At 67.1% G+C, this 22,554-nt stretch carries 21 protein-coding genes; 9 read left to right on the forward strand and 12 right to left on the reverse strand.

The window, feature by feature from the left end; translation table 11 throughout:
• Positions 1–151 precede the first annotated feature (151 nt).
• The gene (gene era / locus ACP7AG_RS08625; protein WP_426011944.1) at positions 152–1,105 is read left to right on the forward strand and encodes a GTPase Era; all 954 of its coding nucleotides are present in this window, start codon (positions 152–154) and stop codon (positions 1,103–1,105) included.
• Between the two features lie 76 nt (positions 1,106–1,181).
• On the opposite strand, the gene ACP7AG_RS08630 is transcribed toward era, so the two are convergent.
• The 3 genes from ACP7AG_RS08630 to folK all read right to left on the reverse strand — a co-directional run bounded on the left by ACP7AG_RS08630 (position 1,182) and on the right by folK (position 4,722).
• Positions 1,182–3,407, reverse strand: a complete 2,226-nt coding sequence (locus tag ACP7AG_RS08630) for a RelA/SpoT family protein (RefSeq protein ID WP_426030545.1) — start codon at positions 3,405–3,407, stop codon at positions 1,182–1,184.
• A gap of 113 nt (positions 3,408–3,520) precedes the next feature.
• Positions 3,521–3,880 (reverse strand): DNA-directed RNA polymerase subunit omega, encoded by a 360-nt coding sequence (gene rpoZ / locus ACP7AG_RS08635; RefSeq protein ID WP_426011947.1) that lies wholly within the window; start codon positions 3,878–3,880, stop codon positions 3,521–3,523.
• Positions 3,881–4,191: 311 nt separating this feature from the next.
• A complete protein-coding gene (folK, locus tag ACP7AG_RS08640) occupies positions 4,192–4,722 on the reverse strand; it encodes a 2-amino-4-hydroxy-6-hydroxymethyldihydropteridine diphosphokinase (protein ID WP_426030546.1) in 531 nt (176 codons plus the stop codon).
• A gap of 14 nt (positions 4,723–4,736) precedes the next feature.
• On the opposite strand from folK, the gene ACP7AG_RS08645 reads away from it, so the two are divergent.
• Together ACP7AG_RS08645 and ACP7AG_RS08650 are read left to right on the forward strand one after the other, a co-directional pair.
• Positions 4,737–5,354, forward strand: a complete 618-nt coding sequence (locus ACP7AG_RS08645) for an NYN domain-containing protein (RefSeq protein ID WP_426011949.1) — start codon at positions 4,737–4,739, stop codon at positions 5,352–5,354.
• A gap of 7 nt (positions 5,355–5,361) precedes the next feature.
• Positions 5,362–6,039, forward strand: coding sequence for a uracil-DNA glycosylase (locus tag ACP7AG_RS08650; RefSeq protein WP_426011951.1), 678 nt, complete (start codon positions 5,362–5,364; stop codon positions 6,037–6,039).
• A gap of 51 nt (positions 6,040–6,090) precedes the next feature.
• On the opposite strand, the gene glpK is transcribed toward ACP7AG_RS08650, so the two are convergent.
• On the reverse strand, positions 6,091–7,581 hold the full coding sequence (glpK, locus tag ACP7AG_RS08655) for a glycerol kinase GlpK (RefSeq protein ID WP_426011953.1): 1,491 nt from the start codon (positions 7,579–7,581) through the stop codon (positions 6,091–6,093).
• 171 nt (positions 7,582–7,752) lie between these two features.
• On the opposite strand from glpK, the gene ACP7AG_RS08660 reads away from it, so the two are divergent.
• The 3 genes from ACP7AG_RS08660 (at position 7,753) to ACP7AG_RS08670 (ending at position 10,287) form a co-directional block, all read left to right on the forward strand.
• Positions 7,753–8,838, forward strand: a complete 1,086-nt coding sequence (locus ACP7AG_RS08660; RefSeq protein ID WP_426012553.1) for a DUF2336 domain-containing protein — start codon at positions 7,753–7,755, stop codon at positions 8,836–8,838.
• 54 nt (positions 8,839–8,892) lie between these two features.
• Positions 8,893–9,675, forward strand: a complete 783-nt coding sequence (locus ACP7AG_RS08665) for an NAD kinase (RefSeq protein WP_426011954.1) — start codon at positions 8,893–8,895, stop codon at positions 9,673–9,675.
• Between the two features lie 129 nt (positions 9,676–9,804).
• On the forward strand, positions 9,805–10,287 hold the full coding sequence (locus ACP7AG_RS08670; RefSeq protein ID WP_426030547.1) for an Hpt domain-containing protein: 483 nt from the start codon (positions 9,805–9,807) through the stop codon (positions 10,285–10,287).
• A 174-nt stretch (positions 10,288–10,461) separates the two neighbouring features.
• Here the strand turns inward: ACP7AG_RS08670 and ACP7AG_RS08675 are convergent, their stop codons facing one another.
• From ACP7AG_RS08675 to folD, 3 genes are all read right to left on the reverse strand, one after another.
• Positions 10,462–11,862, reverse strand: a complete 1,401-nt coding sequence (locus tag ACP7AG_RS08675; RefSeq protein ID WP_426030548.1) for a D-arabinono-1,4-lactone oxidase — start codon at positions 11,860–11,862, stop codon at positions 10,462–10,464.
• 117 nt (positions 11,863–11,979) lie between these two features.
• Positions 11,980–12,336 carry a c-type cytochrome gene (locus ACP7AG_RS08680; RefSeq protein ID WP_426030549.1) on the reverse strand — a complete coding sequence of 119 codons (357 nt, stop codon included), beginning with the start codon at positions 12,334–12,336 and terminating at the stop codon, positions 11,980–11,982.
• Complete coding sequence (gene folD / locus ACP7AG_RS08685; RefSeq protein ID WP_426030550.1) at positions 12,336–13,232, reverse strand: bifunctional methylenetetrahydrofolate dehydrogenase/methenyltetrahydrofolate cyclohydrolase FolD; 897 nt, start codon at positions 13,230–13,232, stop codon at positions 12,336–12,338. Before folD ends, ACP7AG_RS08680 begins: the two co-directional genes overlap by 1 nt.
• A gap of 109 nt (positions 13,233–13,341) precedes the next feature.
• On the opposite strand from folD, the gene crtY reads away from it, so the two are divergent.
• The 3 genes from crtY to ACP7AG_RS08700 are packed head-to-tail and all read left to right on the forward strand — an operon-like array spanning position 13,342 to position 16,984.
• Positions 13,342–14,529, forward strand: a complete 1,188-nt coding sequence (crtY, locus tag ACP7AG_RS08690) for a lycopene beta-cyclase CrtY (RefSeq protein ID WP_426030551.1) — start codon at positions 13,342–13,344, stop codon at positions 14,527–14,529.
• Complete coding sequence (locus ACP7AG_RS08695; RefSeq protein ID WP_426011961.1) at positions 14,526–16,058, forward strand: phytoene desaturase; 1,533 nt, start codon at positions 14,526–14,528, stop codon at positions 16,056–16,058. Before crtY ends, ACP7AG_RS08695 begins: the two co-directional genes overlap by 4 nt.
• Positions 16,055–16,984: a phytoene/squalene synthase family protein gene (locus tag ACP7AG_RS08700; protein WP_426030552.1), complete on the forward strand. Its 930-nt coding sequence runs from the start codon at positions 16,055–16,057 to the stop codon at positions 16,982–16,984. Before ACP7AG_RS08695 ends, ACP7AG_RS08700 begins: the two co-directional genes overlap by 4 nt.
• A 138-nt stretch (positions 16,985–17,122) precedes the next feature.
• Here ACP7AG_RS08700 and ACP7AG_RS08705 read toward each other — a convergent pair whose 3' ends face one another.
• From ACP7AG_RS08705 to ACP7AG_RS08725, 5 genes are all read right to left on the reverse strand, one after another.
• Positions 17,123–17,596: a sterol desaturase family protein gene (locus ACP7AG_RS08705; protein ID WP_426011964.1), complete on the reverse strand. Its 474-nt coding sequence runs from the start codon at positions 17,594–17,596 to the stop codon at positions 17,123–17,125.
• Between the two features lie 11 nt (positions 17,597–17,607).
• The gene (locus ACP7AG_RS08710; protein ID WP_426030601.1) at positions 17,608–18,828 is read right to left on the reverse strand and encodes an ABC transporter permease; all 1,221 of its coding nucleotides are present in this window, start codon (positions 18,826–18,828) and stop codon (positions 17,608–17,610) included.
• A complete protein-coding gene (locus tag ACP7AG_RS08715) occupies positions 18,828–19,784 on the reverse strand; it encodes an ABC transporter ATP-binding protein (RefSeq protein WP_426030553.1) in 957 nt (318 codons plus the stop codon). The genes ACP7AG_RS08710 and ACP7AG_RS08715 overlap by 1 nt, the downstream gene beginning before the upstream one ends.
• The gene (locus tag ACP7AG_RS08720) at positions 19,781–20,722 is read right to left on the reverse strand and encodes a polyprenyl synthetase family protein (RefSeq protein ID WP_426030554.1); all 942 of its coding nucleotides are present in this window, start codon (positions 20,720–20,722) and stop codon (positions 19,781–19,783) included. Before ACP7AG_RS08720 ends, ACP7AG_RS08715 begins: the two co-directional genes overlap by 4 nt.
• Before the next feature lie 198 nt (positions 20,723–20,920).
• Entirely contained in the window at positions 20,921–22,453 is a 1,533-nt protein-coding gene (locus tag ACP7AG_RS08725; protein WP_426030555.1) for an acyl-CoA carboxylase subunit beta, read from the reverse strand.
• Positions 22,454–22,554: the final 101 nt, after the last annotated feature.

Consider the following 22,554-nt stretch of genomic DNA (forward strand, 5'->3'; position numbering starts at 1 on the left):
TCGCCAAACCGCCCCAGCAGCAGATCCATCGCCATCTCCCGTCAGATGAACCCAATGAATCAGAGCTCGTCCACTCGCTCAATCGAGATGTGTGAACCTGCTAGCCCACAGGGGGAGGCTTTTGGTCTCCGCTGTGCTACACGCACCCGCAATGACTGAAAACACCCCCCAAAACACCCGCGCCGGTTTTGCCGCCATCATCGGCGCCCCGAACGCCGGCAAGTCCACCCTGGTCAACCGCATGGTCGGCGCCAAGGTCTCGATCGTCACCCAGAAGGTCCAGACGACGCGCTTTCCCGTGCGCGGCGTGGCCATGACTGGCCAGACCCAGATCGTGCTGGTCGACACCCCCGGCATCTTCACCCCGCGCCGCCGGCTGGACCGCGCCATGGTCCGTTCCGCCTGGAGCGGCGCCGAGGACAGCGAAGTCGTCGTCCACCTGGTCGACGTCCAGGCCGAGCTGGCCTCGCGCGAGCGCCGCGCCTCGGCCGGCGAGCACCGCTCGGTGCAGGACGTCCAGACCATTATCGAGGGCTTGAAGGCCAGCAACCGCCAGGTGATCCTGGCGCTGAACAAGATCGACGGCGTCAAGCGCGAGACCCTGCTGGCCGTCGCCCACGATCTGTTCGAGACCGGCGTCTATTCCGAGGTCTTCATGATCAGCGCCGGCACGGGCGCGGGCGTCGATGACCTGATGGCCAAGCTGGCCTCGATGATGCCGGAGGGCCCGTGGCTGTATCCGGAAGACCAGACCGCCGACCTGCCCGCCCGCCTGCTGGCCGCCGAGATCACCCGCGAGAAGATCTATCTGCGCGTTCACGAGGAGCTGCCCTACGCCGCCTCGGTGGAAACCACCGCCTTCGAGGAACGCCCGGACGGCAGCGCCCGCATCGAGCAGACCATCTACGTCGAACGCGACGGCCAGCGCGCCATCGTGCTGGGCAAGGGCGGCGAGGTGATCAAGTGGATCGGCAAGAGCTCGCGCGAGGAGCTGGAAGACATCCTGGACCGCAAGATCCACCTGTTCCTGCACGTCAAGGTCAAGGAAAACTGGGCCGAGGAACGCGGGCTGTTCAACGACATGGGGTTGGATTTCGACGTTTAAGGGGTGCTGAGTTCCCTCTCGCTTCCACTCATGATGAGTGGAGGTTGGGGGGCTCTGACCGCCCTACCCGCACCCCCTACCCCCGCGTCCGGTCCACCGTCTCCACCGTCGGACACGTTCGCAAGGCGGCCGAGATGTTGGTCAGGTGCTTGGCGTCGCGCACCTCGACGTCGATATCCACGTCGAAGAAGTCGCTTTGCCGGTGGTGCATGCGCAAGTTGACGATATTGCCGCCCGCCTCGCCAATGATCGTGCAGACCTGGCCCAGCACACCAGGAGCGTTGCCGATCGTGGCGTGCAGGCGGGTCAGGGACACCGTCTCGCGCTCGGCCTCGGGGGTCCAGTTCAGGTCGCGCCAGAGATCCTCGCGGTCCTCGTACTCCGCCAGTTTTGGGCAATCGATGGTGTGGACGTCGAGCGCCGCCCCGTCCTCGCGCAGGATGCCGACGATGCGGTCGCCCGGCACCGGGCTGCAGCAGTGGGCGAAATGCAGCGACACGCCCGGCGTCAGGCCGCCGCCGCGCACATAGAGTCGGGCTTCCACGCCACCCTCGATCTTACGGCGGGCGGTGGCCTCGGCGACGTCGGAGCCCTTCATGCCAGGGAAGGCGGTCTCCAGCACCTGGCTGGGCGACACCCGGCCACGGCCGACCGCGTCGAACAGGGCCTCCTCGGTGTCCAGCGCGTAACGCTCGAGGATCGGCCGCAGCGACACGTCCTTCAGCTTCTTGCCGGTCCGTTCAAACACCTGGTCCACCGAGGCCCGGCCCAGGCGCAGGAACTCTTCCTTCTCGGTTTGGCGGATATGGCGGCGGATGGCCGAGCGCGCGCGGCCGGTGACGGTGAGCGACCGCCAGTCCGGCGGGACCACGGGCTTAGAGCCGCGAATGACCTCAACCACATCGCCGTTGTTGAGGCCGGTGCGCAGAGGCTTGAGCTCGCCATTGATCTTCACGCCGATACAGGTGTCGCCGACGCTGGTGTGGACGGCATAGGCGAAGTCCAACGGCATGGCGCCCCTGGGCAGGCTGACCAGCTTGCCCTTGGGCGTAAAGACGAAGACCTGGTCGAGGAACATCTCCAGCTTGGCGTGCTCGACCAGCTCCTCGGCGTCGCCGCCATGTTCCAGCACCTGGACAAGCTGGCGCAGGTTGGCCAGGGGATCGCGGCTACCGGCTGCCTCCATGCCTTCCAAGTCCAGGCCGTAGGACGCATCCTTGTAGCGGAAGTGGGCCGCCACGCCCTCTTCGTTGACCCGGTCCATGGCCTCGGTGCGGATCTGCATCTCGATGCGCATGCCGCGCGGCCCCACCACGGTGGTGTGCAGCGAGCGGTAGTTGTTGCGCTTGGGCGTCGAGATGAAGTCCTTGAAGCGATCAGGCACGCTGGACCAGGCGCGGTGCACCACGCCCAGAGCGCGGTAGCAGTCTTCCTCGGAGTCGACGATGACCCGGAAGGCATAGATGTCGGACATCTGCGAGAAGCCGATCGATTTCCGCTGCAGCTTGCGCCAGATCGAATAGGGCGACTTCTCGCGGCCGAACACCCGAGCGGGAATGCCGTCGCCGTCCAGCCGCGCGGCGATCTCCTGGCTGACCAGCTCCACCGCCCCGCCCTGCTGGGCCCGCAGAGTATCGAGCCGGCGGATGATCGCCGTGCGCGCCACGGGATTGGTGTGCTCGAAGCTGAGTTCCTCCAGCTCGGTGCAGATCCGGTGACAACCGATGTTGCGGGCCAGGGGCGCATAGATGTCGCGCGTCTCGCGGGCGATGCGCTCGCGCTTGGCCTGGTTCTTGATGAAGTGCAGCGTCCGCATGTTGTGCAGACGGTCGGCCAGCTTGACCAGCAGGACGCGAACGTCCTTGGAGATGGCCAGGATGAACTTGCGCAGGTTCTCGGCCTGGCGCGAATGCTCGGCCTGCAGCTCCAGCTTGGACAGCTTGGTGACGCCGTCGACCAGCTCGGCGATCTCCTCGCCAAACAGCCTGGAGATCTCTTCCTTGGTGACCGGGGTGTCCTCGATCACGTCGTGCAGCAGGGCTGTGACGATGGTCGCGGTATCGAGCCGGTATTCAGTGAGAATGCCGGCCACCTCGATCGGGTGGGCGTAGTAGGGGTCGCCGCTAGCCCTCGTCTGCGAACCGTGCATGCGCATGGCGTAGACATAGGCGCGGTTCAGCAAGGCCTCGTCGGCGGTCGGGTCGTAGGCGTGGACGCGCTCGATCAGTTCATACTGGCGGAGGATTTTCTGGCGAGGCTTGGGAGCGGGCGTCGGCGCCGGGACGGGCTCGGCGGCGTTCACAGACGAAGACGCGCCCGCCTCCGTCCCAGGAGAGGGAGCGGCTTCGGGCGCGCGTTCGGAAGGAGCGGCGGCGGGCGCCGCTTCGAGGATAAGAGGGTCTGCGCCGTCGGGGCTCAGTACCGCTCCTCCTGACCGCCATCGCGGTCGCTCTGCAGGGCGCGAACGAGCTCGAGCTCGCTCATCTGCATGTGGGTGGGATCAGCCAGGAGGGCGAGGGTTTCGGCCTCTTCCTCGGCTTCGGTGTGCTCATCGACGCGTTGCAGTGTGCTGATCAGCTGTTCTTTGAGGCCTTCGTGATCGACCACGTCATCGGCGATCTCGCGCAGGGCGACGACAGGGTTCTTGTCGTTGTCGCGTTCGACCAGCAGCGAGGCGCCGGCCGATATGCCGCGCGCCCGATGGGCGGACAGCAGGACCAGGGCAAAGCGGTTGGGAACCTTCTCGACGCAATCTTCGACGGTGACGCGGGCCATGAATTCCTCGGGCTGAGAGCCGTAGTGATCACGAAATAGGGTGTCCAGCAACGTTGTACAACGCCGCCTGGGTAGAGTCCCAGCTTTCGCGAGGGGGCGCTTATGCCGCGTTCGCGGGGAGAAGTCCAGCGCGCGGCGATCGAGAAACCGGTCTCTAGCACTTGGTCTGCGGATAAACGGTCTCGCCGCGCTTGAGCATGCCATGAAGGTTTCGATCTTCTTGCGACGGGCTCCATCTTCATGGAGTGGGTGCGGAAGCTCGGGCGAAACGGGTTGGGCGGACTCTTGAGCCGGCGGCAGCGCGCCGGAAACTAAGTTTTGGCAATGTCGGGCGCGGCGTCGCTTCCGACGGTCGCCGCCGCCGCCAGGTCCGCCGCCGTCCGACCGCTGACCGGATGACGCCACTCCGGCGAGATTTCCGCCAGCGGCCCCATCACGAACAGGCGCTCGTGGGCGCGCGGATGGGGCAGGACGAGGCCGACCTCGGTCACCGTTCGACCCTGGGCGATCAGGTCGAGGTCCAGGGTGCGCGGCGCGTTGGAGTCTATCCGGACGCGGCCGAAATGAGTCTCGATCCGGTGTAGCCGCGCCAGGATTTCGCTCGCAGGTAGCGGCGTCTCGACCAGGACGACGCCGTTGCGATAGGCTGGCGCCGTAGGGTCAGGCCACGCCGCCGACGCCCACCAGGAGGAGCGGCCCACGACTTTCAGATCCCCGGCCTCGATGGCCCCTATCGCGGCGTCCAGCAAGGCTTCCCGACTCGGATAGGAACCGGGCAGGCTGCAGCCCAACGCCACCACCGCAACCTCATCCAGCCATTTTTGATCAAACTGATTTTTCAAGGATTTCCTACTCAGTGACCTTTTACCCGACCGAGCGCCTGGCGCTGTTCATCGACGGGGCCAACTTCTTCTCCGCCGCCAAGGCCCTCAGCCTCGACATCGACTACCGCAAGCTGTTGGACGAGTTCCGCAAGCGCGGCATCCTGGTGCGGGCCTATTATTACACCGCCATCGCCGAGAACGAGGAATATTCCCCGATCCGGCCGTTGGTCGACTGGCTCGACTACAACGGCTTTACCCTGGTGACCAAGCCGGCCCGCGAATATACCGACAGTACGGGCCGCAAGCGCTGGCGCGGCGACATGGACGTCGAGATCGCCGTCGACATGCTGGAAATGGCCGCCACGGTCGATCACCTGGTGCTGTTTTCGGGCGACGGTGACTTCCGCGCCGTGGTCGAGGCCGTGCAGCGCAGGGGCCGCCGCGTCACCGTGGTCTCGACGATGAAGAGCCAGCCGCCGATGACCAGCGACGACCTGCGCCGCCAGGCCGACAACTTCGTGGACCTGGCCGACCTGGGGAACATCATCGGCCGGCCACAACGCGGCAATCCCCTGCCCCGCTTCGTCACAGAGCCGGCTCGCGGCGGGGCCCCAAGCCAAGACGACCGAGCCCTCGACGATGAGGACTGACCCGCCAATGGGGCAGCGCTCCAACATCGTCGGCGAGGTCGTGCCCTCGCCTGCAGAGCCGCCACGCGACTGCCCGCTGTGTCCGCGCCTTGTGGCCTATCGCCGCGAGAACCAGGCGCTCTATCCCGACTGGTTCAACGGGCCAGCCCCGTCGTTCGGCGACCATGAGGCTCAGCTGCTCGTCGTGGGCCTGGCCCCCGGTCGCAAGGGGGCCAACCGCACGGGTCGCCCGTTCACCGGCGATTTCGCCGGGGCCCTGCTCTACGAGACCATGATCAAGTACGGCTTCGCCACCGGCAAGTTCGAGGCGCGGCCTGACGACTCGCTGCGGCTGATCGGCAGCGCGGTGACCAACGCCGTCCGCTGCGCCCCGCCGGGCAACAAGCCCGAGACGTCGGAGGAGAACAACTGCCGGCCGTTCCTGGCGGCGCGGCTGGAGAAGTTTCCCCAACTGAAGGCCATCGTCACCCTGGGCGACGTCTCGCGGCGCAATCTGCTGAAGGCGCTTGGGCTGAAGGCGTCGGCGGGCATCCCGGGCCACGGCTCGGAGTTCCAGGCCGGACCCTACCGGGTGTTCAACAGCTACCACTGCTCGCGGCTGAACACGAACACCGGGCGGCTGACGACGCCGATGTTCGAAGAGTTGTTCAGGCGGGTGAAGGCGTATCTGGACGCCAATCCGTAGCGTCGCGCCAGCGGATGGGGACAGGCGCATGCGCCTGTCCCTAATCACAGCCTAGGATCGCACCCTGGGCAGCGCATCAAGCCACCGCGCATAGGCTTCTTCCCGCGCATTGACGCTCAGCGCCGGCTGCAGCAGCTCCGCCTCCGGCCGCGCCTTCACCGCCTCCTCTACAGAGCTGTAGACCCCCGAGCCGACCCCGGCGAACAAAGCCGCGCCCAGAGCCGTGGTCTCCTGGTAATTGGCCCGGTGCACGGGAATGCCGGTCAGGTCAGCCAGGCGCTGGCTGAACCAGGCGCTGCGCGCCATGCCGCCGTCGATGCGCAGCTCGGCGCCGTCGAAGGCCGAGGGGGCGTCGGCCCGCATGGCCTCGATCAGGTCGCGGCCCTGGAAGACGCAGGAATCGTAGGTCGCGGCGGCGATCTCGGCGAGGCCCGCGTCGCGGGTCAGGCCGAAGATCGCGCCCCGCGCCTCGGCGTCCCACCAGGGCGCGCCCAGGCCCGTGAAGGCCGGCACCACGACCACTGCATGATCCTGACGGGCGGTGCGCGCCAGGGCCTCAGCCCCGCGCGGGCCGTTGCGAATCCCTAGCCCTTCGTTCAGCCACTGGATCGCCGCCCCGGCCACGAAGATCGAGCCCTCCAGGGCGTAGGTCGTGCGTCCGCCTACCCGCGCGGCCACCGTGGTCAGCAGACGCGAGCCGGAGCGCGGGCGCTCCTCGCCCGTATTGACCAGCATGAAGCCGCCAGTGCCGTAGGTGACCTTCATTTCGCCGGGCCGGATGCAGCCCTGGCCCATCAGCGCCGCCTGCTGGTCGCCGGCCACGCCGCGGATGGGGATGGCTCGGCCCAGGATATCGGGCGTTACTTCGCCAAAGTCGGCCGCGCAGTCGAGCACCGTCGGCAGCATGGCGCGCGGCACCTCGAACAGGGCCAGCATCGCGTCCGACCACGCCTGTTTCTCGATGTCGAACAGCAGGGTGCGCGAGGCGTTGGTGGCGTCGGTGACGTGGGACGCCTTGCCCGTCAGCCGCCAGACGACCCAGCAATCGATCGTGCCGCACAGCAGCTCGCCCGCCTCGGCCCGCCGCCGCGCGCCAGCCACGTTGTCGAGGATCCAGGCGATCTTGGTTCCCGAGAAATAGGGATCGAGCAGCAGGCCCGTTGTCGCGGTCACCGCTGGTTCGTGGCCGGCTTCCAGCAGGCGGTCGCAGACGGCGGACGTACGCCGGTCCTGCCAGACGATGGCCGGATGGATCGGCCGGCCCGTGGCCTTGTCCCAGACCACCACCGTCTCGCGCTGGTTGGTGATGCCCAGGGCGGCGATATCGACGCTGTCACGGTCGCATTTTTCGACGGTGTCGCGCAGCACGCCCACGCAGGCGGCGTAGATCTCGTCGGCGTCGTGCTCGACCCAGCCATCGCGCGGATAGGACTGCCGCAGCGGCCGGCTGGCGTCGCAGACCGGCTTGCCGTCGGTGGTGAACAGGATGGCCCGGGTGCTGGTCGTGCCCTGATCGAGCGCGAGGATCAGAGGTTGGCCCATGCGTACTGGTCTCCCTTGGATTACCATTCCTGCGGCATCGCGCCGCTATTCTTGTCGTTCCGTGGCTTCGCCTGTTTAAGCATGTTTTCATTCGCAGCCGCCAAGGTCGTCTTGGTCAAGCTTTGAAATCGAGGATGCTGGTTGGTCCAGTCCGCCCAGACCGCACAACTCCTGTCCCTGGCCCGCAGCCGCGAGCCGGCTGATCGCGAACGCCTGCTCGCCGGCATCATCGACCTGTGCGACTCCAGTCAGGCCCAGGGAAGGCCGGCCGCGCCCGACGTCCAGGTCCTGCTTGACTCCATCTTCATGACATTGGTGGTCGAGGCAGAGCGCGACATCCGCCAGCGCCTGGCCGAACGCCTGGCAGACGCCACCTGGGCGCCCTCCGCCCTGATCAACATCTTGGCCCTGGACGAGATCGAGATCGCTCGTCCGATCATCGCTCGCAGCCCGATTCTGCAGGACCGCGACCTGATCCGCCTTTTGGTCCAGGCCACCCTGGAACACCAGCTCGAGATCGCCCGACGGCCGGCCCTGTCGCCCGCCGTGGTCGAAGCGATCCTGGCCCGCGACGAATCGGCCGTGCTGACGGCGCTCGCCAACAACACTAACGCCCAGATCTCGCCCGACGGCGTCCGCCGCCTCGTCGAGCGGGCGCGCGAGGTTGTCGCCCTGCGCTCGCCCCTGGCGCGCCACCCCGGCCTGTCCAGCGATCTGGCCGAACAGTTGTATCTTTGGGTCGGCCGCGCCCTGCGCGAGGCCTTGACCACCCGATTCCAGCTTGATCCCGACAAGATGGCCCAGGCCGTCGAAACCGCGTTGCGCGCCGCCCACGCCGGGGACCAGATCGAAGACGCGCCCAGCCTGGAACAGGCCGAGGATCGCGAGGCGATGGAGGCCGCCCTCATCGAAAAGCTCGACGCCGCTGGTCAGCTGCGCCCGGGCTATCTGCTGCGGGTACTGCGCGAGCGGCGCCTGCCGCTATTCCTATTCGCCCTGGCTCGTCTGGGTCAGTTCGACATTCGCCAGGTGCGGCGCGCCGTTGACAGCGACCGTCCCGAACTGCTGGCCCTGGCCTGCTCAGCCGTCGGCATCGATCGCAGCGTCTTCCCGACCATCCTCGACCACGTGCGCCAACTGAATGGCGGTCGGCCCGGCGGTGGGGCGGAAGCCGCCCGCAAGGCCAGCGGCGCCTTTGGCCCCTTCGCGCCCGACATCGCGGCCATGGCGTTCCGGCAGGCCGTCAGCGCGGCCTGAGTCGGCATCAAACCCAGGTTTGACAACACCTCGGCGATCTAGCCACTTGGCGCGATGTTCCAGCCCCTGCCCTTCGTGACTCGCCTAACCTTCAAAGGCAGTGATCGCCCCGAGGCCCAGGAAGCCATTGAGCGGCTGCGCGCCCGGTATGGCGACGTCGGGGACGACAGCGCCCAGGTGATCGTCGCCCTGGGCGGCGACGGCTTCATGCTGGAGACCCTGCACGACACCATGAAGGGCCAGACCCCGATCTACGGCATGAACCGCGGCTCGGTCGGCTTCCTGATGAACGAATACAGCGAGGACGCCTTGCTGGAACGGATCAACGCGGCCGAGCGGGCCGTGATCCATCCGCTGGCCATGGTCGCCATCGACTCCAATCGCAAACAGCACCGGGCCTTGGCCATCAACGAGGTGTCGCTGCTGCGCCAGACCCGCCAGACCGCCAAGCTGCGCATCAGTATCGACGGCAAGGTGCGGATGGGCGAGTTGGTCTGCGACGGCGTGCTGCTGGCCACACCCGCGGGCTCGACGGCCTACAACCTTTCCGCCCACGGTCCGATCATCCCGATCGGCGCCCAGGTGCTGGCCCTGACCCCGATCAGCGCATTCCGCCCCCGCCGCTGGCGTGGCGCGCTTTTGCCGCAGACGGCGCGGGTGACGTTCGAAGTGCTGGAATGCGATAAGCGGCCGGTAAGCGCCGTGGCCGACAATTTTGAGGTTCGCGACGTGGTCGAGGTCCATATCACCGAGGACAGCAGCGCCAGCCTTTCCATGCTCTTCGACGCCGGTCGAAGCCTCGAGGAAAGGGTCCTGACGGAGCAGTTCTCGGCCTAGTCCGGAGAGAACCGTTGGTCAGGGCGATTTGCGAGACTGGCTCGAATTGGCCAGGGCGAAATGGGCGTCTCATCTAATGTTAACGCCTGCGATGGTAGCTTTGCCATCTACGCTATTGGGGAGGCGCCCGTGACGAACAAGCCCGCCGCAGAAGTAATTCAAGTGCCAAACATGCTCAAGCTGAAGGTGGGTGGACGCGGTGGTATCGACGTGGCGGCGATCGCCAAGGCCGAGGCGGCGCTGAAGAGCCTGTCAGGCAACTTTGCCCAATGGCTGAACGACGAGATCGTCAAGCTGGAGGCCGCGCGCCAGGATGTGCGCGCCAAGGGCCTGACCGCCGAGACCGTCGAGACCCTCTATCTTCGCGCCCATGACCTGAAGGGCCTGGGAGCCACCTACGACTTCCCGCTGATCACGCGATTGGCCGCTTCGCTGTGCAAATTGATCGACGAACCCGCCACCCGCCTTACGGCGCCGCTATTTTTGGTGGACGGCCACATCGACGCAATCAAGGCCTGCGTCCGCGGCGACATCAAGGTCGACACCCACCCAGTGGGCAAGGTCTTGGCTACGGAACTGGAAGGCCGCGTGGCCGAATACCTGGCGATCTAAAGCCATCCAGGCGTACGACCTGAAAGCCTCGGCCCATAGCCGGGGCTTTTTTCTTTTCGGGCTCGGCTCTCGATGTTCTGCGCGCCCTCGCGCCCAAGGGCGTCATGTCGAAGGTGATCGCAGGGCCGCGAAGAGTTTTCAAAGGCTCGAATGCGATGCCATGGTCAAGGTTCTCTAGAGGTCAAACAGGCCCTTCAGGTACGGATTGAGCATCCGCATCTCGGGGTCCAGCGCGGCGCGCAGCTTCAGGAAATCCTTCCAGCGGGGATACAGTCCGGCCAATTGATCGCCCGACACGCTGTGCAACTTTCCCCAATGCGGCCGTCCACCATAGCGACGGAAGATCGGCTCGATCAGGGTGTAGAGGAAGGCGAATTCGTCCTTGTAGTAGGCGTGGACTGCGATTGAGCCTCGGGCCTCGCCCTGAAAGGGCGACAGCCAGGCGTCATCGGGGGCGATCCGCCGCGCCTCGATCGGGAAGAAGACGTCGGGCCGATGTTTCTCGATCGTCGCCACCACCTCAGCCAGAGCCTTGATTTGAACCTCGGCCGGCAGGTGGAACTCCATCTCGTTGAAGCGCACGGGGCGATCGGTCGACAGCAGCTTCCAACCCTCGTCGATCGCCGCCTCCGGCTTGACGCCCGCCAGCAGCGCGCGGGCGGCGGCCTTGCGCAACGGGGTGGAGAAGCCAAGCAGATTACGCAGGCCCTTGAGGGCGTCAAGAAAGGCGGTGTCCTGGTCGGGTCCGCGCGCCAGGGCGGGTTTGTCCGTCTCGTCATGGCTGATATTGGCGGCCAACCCCGTGAAGGGTACGGCGTAGAACTCGAAGTTGCGGTGCGTGGCCCAGCGTTCCTCGGCCTTGGCCAGGGCCTCCTCCAACGGCTCCAGCCAGACATGGCGCTCGATGCGGCGGTTGGCGATAGTCCGGATGCGCGCCTGGGTGATCACGCCCAGGCAGCCGAGCGAGACCTTGGCGGCTTGGAAGACCTCGGGGCGATGGGTCGCGTCGCAATCGATCACCTTGCCGTTCGGCGTGATGAGCCGCAGGGCCGTGACGTCGCCGTGCAGGGCCTTCAGGCGCATCCCCGTGCCATGGGTGCCGGTGGCCAGGGCGCCGGCCAGGGACTGCTTGTTGATGTCGGGCAGGTTGGCCATCGCCCGACCGTTCTTGGCCAAAGCCGAGCCCAGGGCGCCCAGGCGCGTGCCGGCCGCGACGGTCGCCTCGTCGCCCTCCCAGGCCAGGATCCCCGACAGGGCGTCCAGCGACAGCAGTGTCCCGTCCGTCGGGGCCAGGGCGCTAAAGGAGTGACCCGCCCCCACCGGCCGGATTGGCGCCGTGGCGGTCTTCAGGGCCGCAGCGACCTCGGCCTCGCTCTGGGGCGCGACGCGGGCCGACGGATAGGCGTGCTGCACGCCTGACCAATTGCGCCAGAGCAGGCGGCCTTGGGCGTCAGCGGTGGCCGGAGCGGCCGGCTCAGGTTTTTCGTGCGTGGCGACCGCGTGGCCGCCGCCGACCGCCGCCGCGCCCAGGCCAAAACCCCCGGCCAGCAGCGCCCCCCGTCTTGATACCTTCATGTCGCCCGCCCCCTAGAGCATTTCCCGACCTGACTGCGTCAGGCCGCGAGCTCTAATCTTCTGTTTTGACGCATTTTTCTTCACGCGAAGCGGAACCACTTCGCTCGAAAAAATGCTCTAGCGCGCGGAGTCTTCGCGCCCCGCCATGAAGCGTATGAGAGCGTTGAAATCATTCGCGTTGCAAGCCGCGCATTGTCCTCCGGCCGGCATCGCCTGGAAACCCTGGACGGCATGATCCAGCAGCACGGCCTGTCCCTGCTTCCACCGCGGATCCCAGGCCTTGCGATCATGAACCAGCGGCGCGCCCGTACCCGGCACGGCGTGGCAGGTCTTGCAGCACTGCTCATAGAGACCCGCCAAGCGCGGATCAGTCGGCCTCAGGCGTAACGTCTGTTCGGCGGTGGGCGCTTGCGGGGTCGGCCCGGAACAGGCGGCTAGGTTCGCAGCCAGGACCAGAACGACCGCGAGCCGCACTATTCCGCGATCCCATTGATCCGCTTGGCCGCGCTGACGGTGTTGGCCAGCAGCATGGCGATGGTCATCGGTCCCACCCCGCCCGGCACCGGGGTGATGGCGCCGGCCACGCCCTTGGCTTCCTCGAAGGCCACGTCGCCCACCAGCCGGGTTTTGCCGGCGGCTGCGGCGACAGGGTCGCGCGACGGGAAGCGGCTGATCCCGACATCGATCACCGTGGCCCCGGGCTTGATCCAGTCACCTCGGACCATCTCGGCCCGGCCCACGGCTGCGACCAGAATGTCGGCCTCGCGGCAGATGGTCGGCAGATCCAGAGAGCGCGAGTGGGCGATGGTCACCGTGCAGTCGGCCGCTAGCAGCAGTTGAGCCATCGGCTTGCCCATCAGGTTGGAGCGGCCGATCACCACCGCCCGCTTGCCAGTCAAGTCGCCTAGCACGTCCTTGAGCAGCGCCATGCAGCCGGCCGGGGTGCAGGAGGTCAAGGCTGGCAGGCCACTCGCCAGGCGCCCAGCATTGGTGACGGTTAGGCCGTCGACGTCCTTGTCGGGAGAGATCGCCGCGACGATCGTGGCCTGGCTCAGATGGTCCGGCACCGGGAACTGCACCAGAACGCCGTGGATCGCCGGGTCGTCATTCAGGCGCTCGACCAGCGACAGTAGCTCGCTCTGACTGGTGTCGGCCGGCAGGCGGTGGGTTTCGGAATGCATGCCAGCGGCCAGGGTCTGTTCGCCCTTGCTGCGCACATAGACCTGGCTGGCGGGATCCTCGCCGACCAGCACCACGGCCAAGCCAGGGGTCAATCCGTGCTCGGCCTTCAGCACGGCGACCTCGGCCGCGATCGTCTCGCGCAGCTTCGCCGCGAAGGCCTTGCCGTCGATGATTTTGGCTTGCGACATCGCTGTCTCCCGTTTGGCCGTCCCTAGCCTCTCGTCCGACCTGGCGCAATATGCGCGAACCGTCGCAGGAAGTCGCTTGCCCGTCCGCCAATCATGCTAGAGCCCAGCCATGGAGTCCGCGTCCGCTTCGCAGCGCGCCGACGTCGTCCTGGTGGGCGGCGGCTTGGCCAACAGCCTGATCGCCCTGCGGCTGAAAAGCCTGCGGCCCAGGCTACGCGTAGTGATGCTGGAGCAAGGCCAGACGATCGGCGGCGAGCACACCTGGTGCCACTTCGCAACCGACGTCGACGCCGCGATCGCCGGTTGGCTGCGGCCGCTGATCGTCCATCGCTGGTCGGGCTATGAGGTGCGGTTTCCTGACCATCGGCGTGACCTGACGACCCCCTACCTGGCCATCACCTCGCAGCGTCTGCACCAGGTGGTCACCGCCGCGATGGACGGCGACGCCTGGCTGGGCGCGACGGTGACCGACGTAAACGCCCATCAGGTGACCCTGGCGGACGGCCGGAGGATCGCCGCCACCGCGGTGATCGACGGCAGAGGCCCGCGCAAGAGCCGCAGTTTGGCCCTGGGCTTCCAGAAGTTCGTCGGACAAGGGGTGTTGCTCACCAAGCCCCACGGACTGACCCGGCCCATCATCATGGACGCCACCGTTTCGCAGGAGGACGGCTACCGCTTCGTCTATGTCCTGCCGCTGGACGAAACGCGCCTGCTGATCGAGGACACCCGCTACAGCGACGGCCCGGCTCTGGATCGCGCCTCCCTGCGCCGCGCCATCGGGACCTACGCCAAGAGCCAGGGCTGGACGATCGCCAAGGTCGAGCGCGAGGAGGACGGCGTCCTCCCGATCGCCCTGGGGGGAAATATCGACGCCTATTGGAAGGAAGCCCGCTCGCAGGTGGCGGAGGTGGGCATGCGCGCAGCCCTCTTCCAGCCGACCACCGGCTACTCCCTGCCCGACGCCGCGCGCATGGCCGACGCCATCGCCGGCTTGCCGCGCATCACCAGCGCGACGGTGCGCGATTGCGTCGAGACCCAGTCTAAAACGACCTGGCGGCGGCGGCGCTTCCTGCGGCTTCTGAACCGCATGTTGTTCAGGGCCTGCGCGCCCGAGGAACGCTACAAGGTGCTGGAGCGGTTCTATCGCCTGGCGCCGGACCTAATCCAACGCTTCTATGCCGCCCGCCTGACCCGCTGGGACAAGGCGCGGATCCTGATCGGCAAGCCGCCCGTGCCGATCTCGGCGGCAATTAAGTGCATCGGCGAGAATTCCGTATTCGGAGGACAAGACGCATGACCACCACCGTGACCAGACCCCCCAGCAAGCCTAAAGCCGCCGTGATCGGCGCCGGGTTCGGCGGCCTGGCCCTAGCCATCCGCCTGCAGTCGTCGGGCTTCGACGTCACCGTCTTCGAGGGCCGCGAAAAGCCGGGCGGCCGCGCCTATGTCTGGCACGATGAGGGCTTCACCTTCGACGCCGGCCCGACGGTGATCACCGATCCCGACTGTCTGAAGGCGCTGTTCGAACTCAGTGGCCGCCGGATCGAGGACTATGTCGAGCTGCTGCCGGTCGATCCGTTCTATCGGCTGGTCTGGGAGGACGGCGACGTCTTTGACTATGTCAACGACCAGGCGCAACTCGACGCTCAGATCGCCGCCCGCAATCCGGCCGACGTCGAGGGCTACCGCCGGTTCCACGCCTATTCCGAGGCGCTCTACCAGAAGGGCTATCTTGATCTCGGCGCCGTGCCGTTCCTCGACTTCTCCAGCATGATCGCCAACGCCCCCGCCCTGATGAAGCTGCAAGCCTGGCGCAGTGTCTATGACAAGGTCGCGTCCTTCGTGAAGGACGAGCACATCCGCCAGGCGCTGTCGTTCCACAGCCTTCTGGTCGGCGGCAGCCCGTTCGCCACGTCGTCGATCTATGCCCTGATCCACGCCCTGGAGCGGCGCGGCGGCGTGTGGTTCCCGCGCGGCGGCACCCACGCCCTGATCCGGGCGCTGGTCAAGCTGCTGCAGGACCTAGGCGGCACGCTTCACCTAGCCGCGCCGATCCAGAAGATCACCACCAAGGCCGGCCGCGTCACCGGCGTGATCCGCGCCGATGGCCAGTTCGAGGCCTTCGACACCGTAGCCTCCAACGCCGACGTCATGCACACCTATCGCCACCTGCTGGCCGACGATCCGCGCGGCAAGAAAGTTGGCAAGGCGCTGGAAGCCAAGCGCTGGAGCCCGTCGCTGTTCGTGGTCTATTTCGGGCTGAAGACCGCACATCCCGAGATTCGTCATCACACCATCTGCTTCGGCAATCGCTATCGCGAGCTGATCGGCGAAATCTACGGCAAGGACGGCCTGGCCGACGACTTCTCGCTGTACCTGCACCACCCCACTGCCAGCGACCCCGGCATGGCCCCGGAGGGCTGCTCCAGCTTCTACGCCCTGTCGCCGGTGCCTAACCTGAAGACCGCCAACATCGACTGGTCGGTCGAGGGGCCGAAATACCGCGACAAGATCCTGGCCTATCTGGAGAAGCACTACATTCCTGGCCTGACCGCCGACATGGTCACCTGTCGCTTCATCACCCCTGACGACTTCGTCACCGACCTCAACGCCTGGAAGGGCGCGGCCTTCTCGCTTGAGCCGCTGCTGACTCAGAGCGCCTTCTTCCGCACCCACAACCGCGACGACGTGATCCCCAACCTCTATTTCGTCGGGGCCGGCACTCATCCAGGCGCGGGCATCCCAGGTGTGGTCGGCTCGGCCAAGGCGACGGCGGGCCTGATGATCGACGACTACCTCGTCGCGGGCGAGACCGCCGACGCATGAGCGCACTGGAAGCCCAGAGCCGCGAGGCGATCCAGAAGGGCAGCAAGAGCTTCGCCGCGGCGGCCGCGCTTTTCAAAGCGGAAACCCGGGCCGACGCCGAGATGCTCTACGCCTGGTGCCGCCACTGCGACGACGTAATCGACGGCCAGACCCTGGGCCACGGCATGAGCCCGGTGGCCGACGGCCCGGCGCGGCTGGAAGCCCTCTACGCCCAGACCCGCGCGGCCATGGCCGGTGAAACGCCCACCGACCCGGTGTTCGCCGCCTTCCAGACCGTGGCCCTACGGCGCGGCATCCCCGAGCGCTACGCCCTGGACATGGTCGACGGCTTCGCCATGGACGTAGCCGGGCGGCGCTACGCGACGCTCGACGAACTGCTGGACTATTGCTGGGGCGTGGCCGGCGTCGTGGGCACGATGATGGCCCTGGTGATGGGCGTCAAACCCGACGACCTGCCCACCCTCCGCCGCGCTCAGGATCTGGGCCTGGGTTTTCAGCTGACCAACATCGCCCGCGACATCGTCGAGGATGCGCGCAACGACCGGGTCTATGTTCCTGGCGACTGGCTGGCCGCGCTGGGCGTGCCGGAAACCGCAGTCGCCGACCGGGCTCATCGCGCGGCCGTGGCGGTGCTGGCGCAACGCCTGGTCGAGGCTGCGGAGCCCTACTACGCTTCCGCTCGCTGGGGCCTGCGCGACCTGCCCGTCCGCTCGGCCTGGGCGATCGCCGCAGCGCGCGGGGTCTATCGGCAGATCGGGCTGGACGTCGTCAAGGCCGGCGACAAGGCCTGGGACGAGCGCGTGGTGGTCAGTGGGCGGATGAAGGCTTGGCGGGCGCTGGAAGGGGGCGCGATGGCGCTAAGGTCGGCGACGCTGGATCGCTGGGGCAAGGCGCCGGCACGGCCGGGGATGTGGTCGAAGATCTAAAGTCCTCCCCCGGTGGGGGAGGCGATCGCGAAGTGATCGGTGGGGGGAGTTTTAGGATCGCCGGTCCGGTCTGTGGACACGCCCAATCACTCCCCCCTCCGTCGGCTTCGCCGACACCTCCCCCAAAGGGGGAGGAATTTAAACCCCTACACCCCTATCCCGCAGCCGCGCCTTCAGCTCCCTGACCGGTCGCGCCAGCAGGAAGCCAAACGAGACCGCCCCGTCCTTGGTGTGAACAGCGTGGTGGATCCGGTGCGCCTGGATCAACTGCTTCCAATATCGCGACTTGCCGAGCGGCACCTTGAACCGCTGGTGGACCATGCCGTCGTGAAACACGAAATAGATCACCCCATAGGCGGTGATCCCCAGGCCGATCGGCAGCAGCCACGGTACGCCGTGCACGCCGAAATAGATCCCCACGATGGCCGGGGCCGCGAAGACCACCGCGAATAGGTCGTTGAGCTCGAAGGCGCCGGTGCGTGGCTCGTGGTGGGATCTGTGCCAAGCCCAGCCGACGCCGTGCATCACGTAGCGATGGGTGACCCAGGCGAAGCCTTCCATGAAAGCCAGCGCGCCAAGGAAAAGCGCCAGATAGAGACCTAGAATTTCCATCGTCGTCCAGATTACCGCCGCAACCGGCTTGCCATCACCTGGGACAGGCCCAGGCCGGCCAAACCGGCCGCGACGAGCACGCCCCAGGCCTTATACACCGCCTCGATCCCGGCGTCCCGCCAGAGGATGGCCTGATAGGCCTCGATGACCCAGGCGTGCGGCGTGAACCACCCCACCTGCTGCAGCCAGGGCGGCATCAGGAAGCGTGGCACCATGCTACCGCCGATCGCCGCGAGCACCAGGATCACGAAGGTCGAAAGCATCTGCGCCTGGTCGCGCGTGCGGCACAGCGAGACGAGACCCAGGGCCACCCCCGCCGCGCAGGCCGAGGCCGCCAGGGTCGTGGGCAACCAGAGCATGGCGTGCTGGACCACCGCCACGCCATAGACGAGCTGAGCTGTGGCGAAGATCGTCAGCGCTTGCACTAGGCCTTGAGCGACGAGGAACAGGAACTTGCCGGTCACCACCGGCCCCATGCCCGCCACCCCGGCCAGCAGCCGGTCGGCGACACCCGTGCGCCGCTCCTCCATCAAGCCCAGCGCGCCCTGCATGGCCGAAAACAGGGCGAACAGGATCATCACCGCCCCGGCGTAGTAGGCGATCACCCCGCCGCCGGTCTTGACGTCCTTGACGTCCTCGCGGTCGAAATAGCCGACGTCGTCGGGCTTGGGCGTGTCGCGCAGCAGGATCGCGGCGGTGTCGGCGTTCTCGGCCTGATCATCGCTGAGCCCGCCGAGGGCCGGGGTCAGCTGCACCACTGTGCGGCGCAAGGCGACATCAGGCAGGGCCTCGGACAGGGTCTGCTGCACGCGGGCCTGGGTCAGCGGGGCGGCGACGGCGCGGCTCGGATCGGCGATGATCACGAAGGGCTTGCCGATGGATGCCGGGTCGGCGCGGATCACGAGGCCGGCGTCGGCCTGGCCCGACTTGACCCGTCGCCGGACTTCGTTGTCGGTCGCCGGCGACACCAACTCGGCGCGAATGTCAGCCGACTTGACCAGCGCCGCCGTCAGGCGCGTCGAGTCTGTTGTCCTGACCAGATCGGCTACCGCCAGCTTCAACTGGATATTGTCACCGGTCGTGCCGGCGAACACCGACGAAAAGATCAGGAACACCAACGGCGGCAGCAGGAAGGTCATGATCAAAGCGCCGCGATCACGCCATAGCTCCAACGCCATCACCCGCACCATGGCGGCGATCATCCAGACGCGCCCGATCCCAGAACCGGCCATCACGCCGCCAGCTTCCGCTCAGCAACCAGGGTGAAGAGGTTGGCCAAGGAGGGCTCGCGCACCCGGATCTCGCGGGGCGTCAGACCCACCTTGCGCAAGCGCTTGTCCAGCCGGCCGGCGGCTGCGTAGCCGTCGGCGTCGAGACGCGTCCAGATATGAGCCCGCCGGGTGCGCTCCAGCCCCTCGCCGGCCAGGCGGATTTCGCCGGCGGTGTCGACCTCCTCGGCCAGGTGGACCATGATCTCCATCTGATTGCCGAACGCCTGGGCGACGAGGGTTCTGGGCTCGCCCTCGAGCACCATCTGGCCTTCACGCAGGAAGCCGACGCGGTCGGCCAGGGTTCCAGCCTGGTCCAGGTCGTGGGTGGTCATCAAGACCGCCACACCCAGGTCGCGCAGGCCCCGGATCACAGCGTCCACGGCCTCTCGGGCGTCGATGTCCACCCCCACCGTGGGCTCGTCGAGGATCAGCAAGGACGGCTCATGGACGATGGCGGCGGCGATGTTGGCCCGGCGCTGGTAGCCGCCTGACAGATGCTTGACCGGCACATGGGCTCGGTCGACGGTGCGGGTCAGCTCCAGAGCCCGGCGCACGGCGGCGGCCATGGCGGCGCGCGGCGTACCGGCCAAGGCAGCGAAGGTTTCGATGTTCTCGGCCACCGTCAAATTCTGATAGAGGGCGATTTCCTGTGGGACCAGCCCCAGGCCCGCGCGCGCTGAGGGGACCCGAGCCGGATCGTGGCCATTCAGCGACACCTCGCCACCGTCGGGGCGGATCCGGCCGCAGATGGCGCGGATCAACGTGGTCTTGCCCGCACCATTGGGGCCCAGCAGGGCGTAGATCTCGCCCGGACGCAGCGTCAGGTCGACGCCGCGCAGCACCGGCTTGCCGCCATAGGCGTGCACAGCGGCGCCGACCGTCAGGATCGGCGCCTTAGAAGGAGGCTCGGGGGTCACGCCGCGACCTTGCGCCCAGCGAACAGCCCACCGACATAGGCGTTCAGCAGATGACCGCAGCCGGCCGAGGCCAGGGCGGCGGAGGCTTTGGCCAGATGGCCCTCCATGGCCAGTCGCGCGCCAATGACGCCTAGGGCCGAGACCACGGTGGTCATGGCCGCGTCCTTGCCGACATCCTTGCCGGCCGCCTCGGGGGACGCCTGGGCGTCTATGATGTCGTCGCGGATCTGGAAGGCCAGACCGACATGGCGCGCCCACTGGCCCACTCCCTCGACTGCCGCCGACGAGGCGCCAGCGATGGCCGCCCCCCCCTGGGCCGCAGCGATGATCAGCACGCCGGTCTTCTCGTGATTGAGCCGCTCCAGAACCGCCGGATCGCGTAGCTTCTCACGATCGAAGAGGTCGCGGGCCTGGCCGGCGATCAGGCCCGAAAAACCGACGGCCTCGGCGGCGCGCGCCGTCAGGTCGGCGCGGAGCGGGCCGGGCAAGGCGTGGTCGGCGGCGATCACGGCATAGGCCTGATTCAGCAGACCCACACCCGCCAGGATCGCCGTAGCCTCGTCATAGGTGCGATGGATAGTCGGCAGGCCGCGCCGCAGGCCAGCGTCGTCCATGGCCGGCAGGTCGTCGAGGATCAGGGACGCCGTATGGATCATCTCAAAGGCACAGGCCGCGTCCAGCGCCGCGCCGTCAGGCGCCCCGAATTCGGCCGCGGCGAGCAGGGTCACCATGGGGCGAAAGCGCTTGCCGGGCGCCAGCAGGGCATAGCGCACGGCCTCGACCAGCCGGTTGGGCGCGACGCCCACGGCCGGCGCCAGTTCGGCCAAGCGTCGATCGACCCCAGTGCGAAGGGCCTCGAATCTTTGCAAGAAGGCGGCTTGGTCGTCCATCTCGCGAGTCGCGACCGTATTGACCTGCCCCGACGCGGGCCAGTTCATTTGACGGCGCCCTCGGCGGGCGTCAACTCAAAGAAGCTCTCCCCCTGGACGAGGTCACGCCCCAGCTCCCAGCCCGGCTCGGCAAGCAGGCCTTCGTTCCTGTGGCGACCGGACCATCCTGCCGCGACCTTCCGGCCTGCCAGCGCAGGCGCTCAGCAGCAGCGCGGCGACCATGATACGGAAGCGGCGCTTGAAAGGTCATAGCGGGATGTTGTCGTGCTTCTTCCAGGGGTTGGTAAGTTGTTTCCCCTTAAGGCTCTTGAGCGCCCGGACGATCCGCTTGCGGGTGCCATGAGGCATGATGACGTCGTCGATATAGCCACGCGAGGCGGCGACGAACGGGTTGGCGAAGGCGGCCTTGTATTCGGCCTCGCGGGCTGCCAGCGCGACCGGGTCGCCCGCCTCGGCGCGGAAGATGATCTCTACGGCCCCCTTGGCGCCCATCACCGCGATCTCGGCGGTGGGCCAGGCATAGTTGAAGTCGCCGCGCAGGTGCTTGGAGCTCATGACGTCATAGGCCCCGCCATAGGCCTTGCGGGTAATCAGGGTGATCTTGGGAACCGTCGCCTCGGCATAGGCGAACAGCAGCTTGGCGCCGTGCTTAATCAGGCCGCCGTACTCCTGCTTGGTGCCCGGCATGAAGCCCGGCACGTCGACCAGGGTGATGATCGGGATGTTGAAGGCGTCGCAGAAGCGCACGAAGCGGGCGGCCTTGCGGCTGCTGTCGATGTCCAGCACCCCGGCCAGCACCTGGGGCTGGTTGGCGACGATGCCGACGCTGGTCCCGTCCATGCGGGCAAAGCCGCAGACGATGTTCTTGGCCCATTCGGAGCTGATCTCGAAGAAGTCGGCCTCATCGACGATCTTCAGGATCAACTCCTTCATGTCGTAGGGCTTGCCCGCGTCGCTTGGGATCAGGCTGTCGAGACTGGCCTCCTCGCGATAGGCCTCGTCGAAGCTGTCGCGCTCCGGCGCGGCTTCGCGGTTGGACGAGGGCAGGAAGTCGATCAAACGGCGCACCTGGGTCAGGGCTTCCAGGTCGTTCTCGAACGCCCCCTCGGCCACGCCCGACTTGGAGGCGTGCACGCGAGCTCCCCCCAGCTCCTCGGCTGTGACAATCTCGTTGGTGACGGTCTTGACCACATCGGGGCCGGTGACGAACATGTAGCTGGTATCCTTCACCATGAAGATGAAGTCGGTCATGGCCGGCGAATAGACGTCGCCGCCGGCGCAGGGGCCCATGATCACGCTGATCTGCGGGATGACACCGCTGGCCATGACGTTCTCGAGGAAGATGTCGGCATAGCCGGCCAGGCTGTCGACGCCTTCCTGAATGCGGGCCCCGCCGGCGTCGAACAGGCCGATGATCGGCGCGCCGACCTTCATGGCCTGGCGCTGGACCTTGACGATCTTGGCCGCGTGGGCGCCCGACAGCGAGCCGCCGAACACCGTGAAATCCTTGGAAAAAACGTAGACGACCTTGCCGTTGATCGTGCCCCAGCCGGTGACCACCCCATCGCCGGGCACCTTCTGGTCCGCCATGCCGAACTCGGTGCCGCGGTGCTCGACGAACATGTCGAACTCCTCGAAGGAGCCTTCGTCCAGCAGCAGGTCGATCCGCTCGCGCGCGGTCAGCTTGCCCTTGGCGTGCTGGGCCGCAACGCGCTTCTCGCCGCCGCCGGCCCGGGCCTGGTCGCGACGACGATCGAGTTCCTCGAGAATGGACTGCACGCGCACGCTCCCCTGCTCTTCAGACTGGTAGATTTCCCACCTTTATGGACCGACGCCTAATGGCGCGAGCCTTCCGTGGCAAGGCATCCGTTGCGGCAGTG

Source organism: Caulobacter sp. DWP3-1-3b2, assembly GCF_049896325.1.
Lineage (GTDB): Bacteria > Pseudomonadota > Alphaproteobacteria > Caulobacterales > Caulobacteraceae > Caulobacter.

What these genes read in the sequence shown, in the direction of transcription:
- ACP7AG_RS08675 (WP_426030548.1), bottom strand. Translation starts at nt 11,862, where the DNA reads ATGAAGGTATCAAGACGGGGGGCGCTGCTGGCCGGGGGTTTTGGCCTG.
- era (WP_426011944.1), top strand. Translation starts at nt 152, where the DNA reads ATGACTGAAAACACCCCCCAAAACACCCGCGCCGGTTTTGCCGCCATC.
- ACP7AG_RS08705 (WP_426011964.1), bottom strand. Translation starts at nt 17,596, where the DNA reads ATGGAAATTCTAGGTCTCTATCTGGCGCTTTTCCTTGGCGCGCTGGCT.
- ACP7AG_RS08700 (WP_426030552.1), top strand. Translation starts at nt 16,055, where the DNA reads ATGAGCGCACTGGAAGCCCAGAGCCGCGAGGCGATCCAGAAGGGCAGC.
- ACP7AG_RS08695 (WP_426011961.1), top strand. Translation starts at nt 14,526, where the DNA reads ATGACCACCACCGTGACCAGACCCCCCAGCAAGCCTAAAGCCGCCGTG.
- ACP7AG_RS08720 (WP_426030554.1), bottom strand. Translation starts at nt 20,722, where the DNA reads ATGAACTGGCCCGCGTCGGGGCAGGTCAATACGGTCGCGACTCGCGAG.
- ACP7AG_RS08710 (WP_426030601.1), bottom strand. Translation starts at nt 18,828, where the DNA reads ATGGCCGGTTCTGGGATCGGGCGCGTCTGGATGATCGCCGCCATGGTG.
- ACP7AG_RS08665 (WP_426011954.1), top strand. Translation starts at nt 8,893, where the DNA reads ATGTTCCAGCCCCTGCCCTTCGTGACTCGCCTAACCTTCAAAGGCAGT.
- folD (WP_426030550.1), bottom strand. Translation starts at nt 13,232, where the DNA reads ATGTCGCAAGCCAAAATCATCGACGGCAAGGCCTTCGCGGCGAAGCTG.
- ACP7AG_RS08650 (WP_426011951.1), top strand. Translation starts at nt 5,362, where the DNA reads ATGGGGCAGCGCTCCAACATCGTCGGCGAGGTCGTGCCCTCGCCTGCA.
- crtY (WP_426030551.1), top strand. Translation starts at nt 13,342, where the DNA reads ATGGAGTCCGCGTCCGCTTCGCAGCGCGCCGACGTCGTCCTGGTGGGC.
- glpK (WP_426011953.1), bottom strand. Translation starts at nt 7,581, where the DNA reads ATGGGCCAACCTCTGATCCTCGCGCTCGATCAGGGCACGACCAGCACC.
- rpoZ (WP_426011947.1), bottom strand. Translation starts at nt 3,880, where the DNA reads ATGGCCCGCGTCACCGTCGAAGATTGCGTCGAGAAGGTTCCCAACCGC.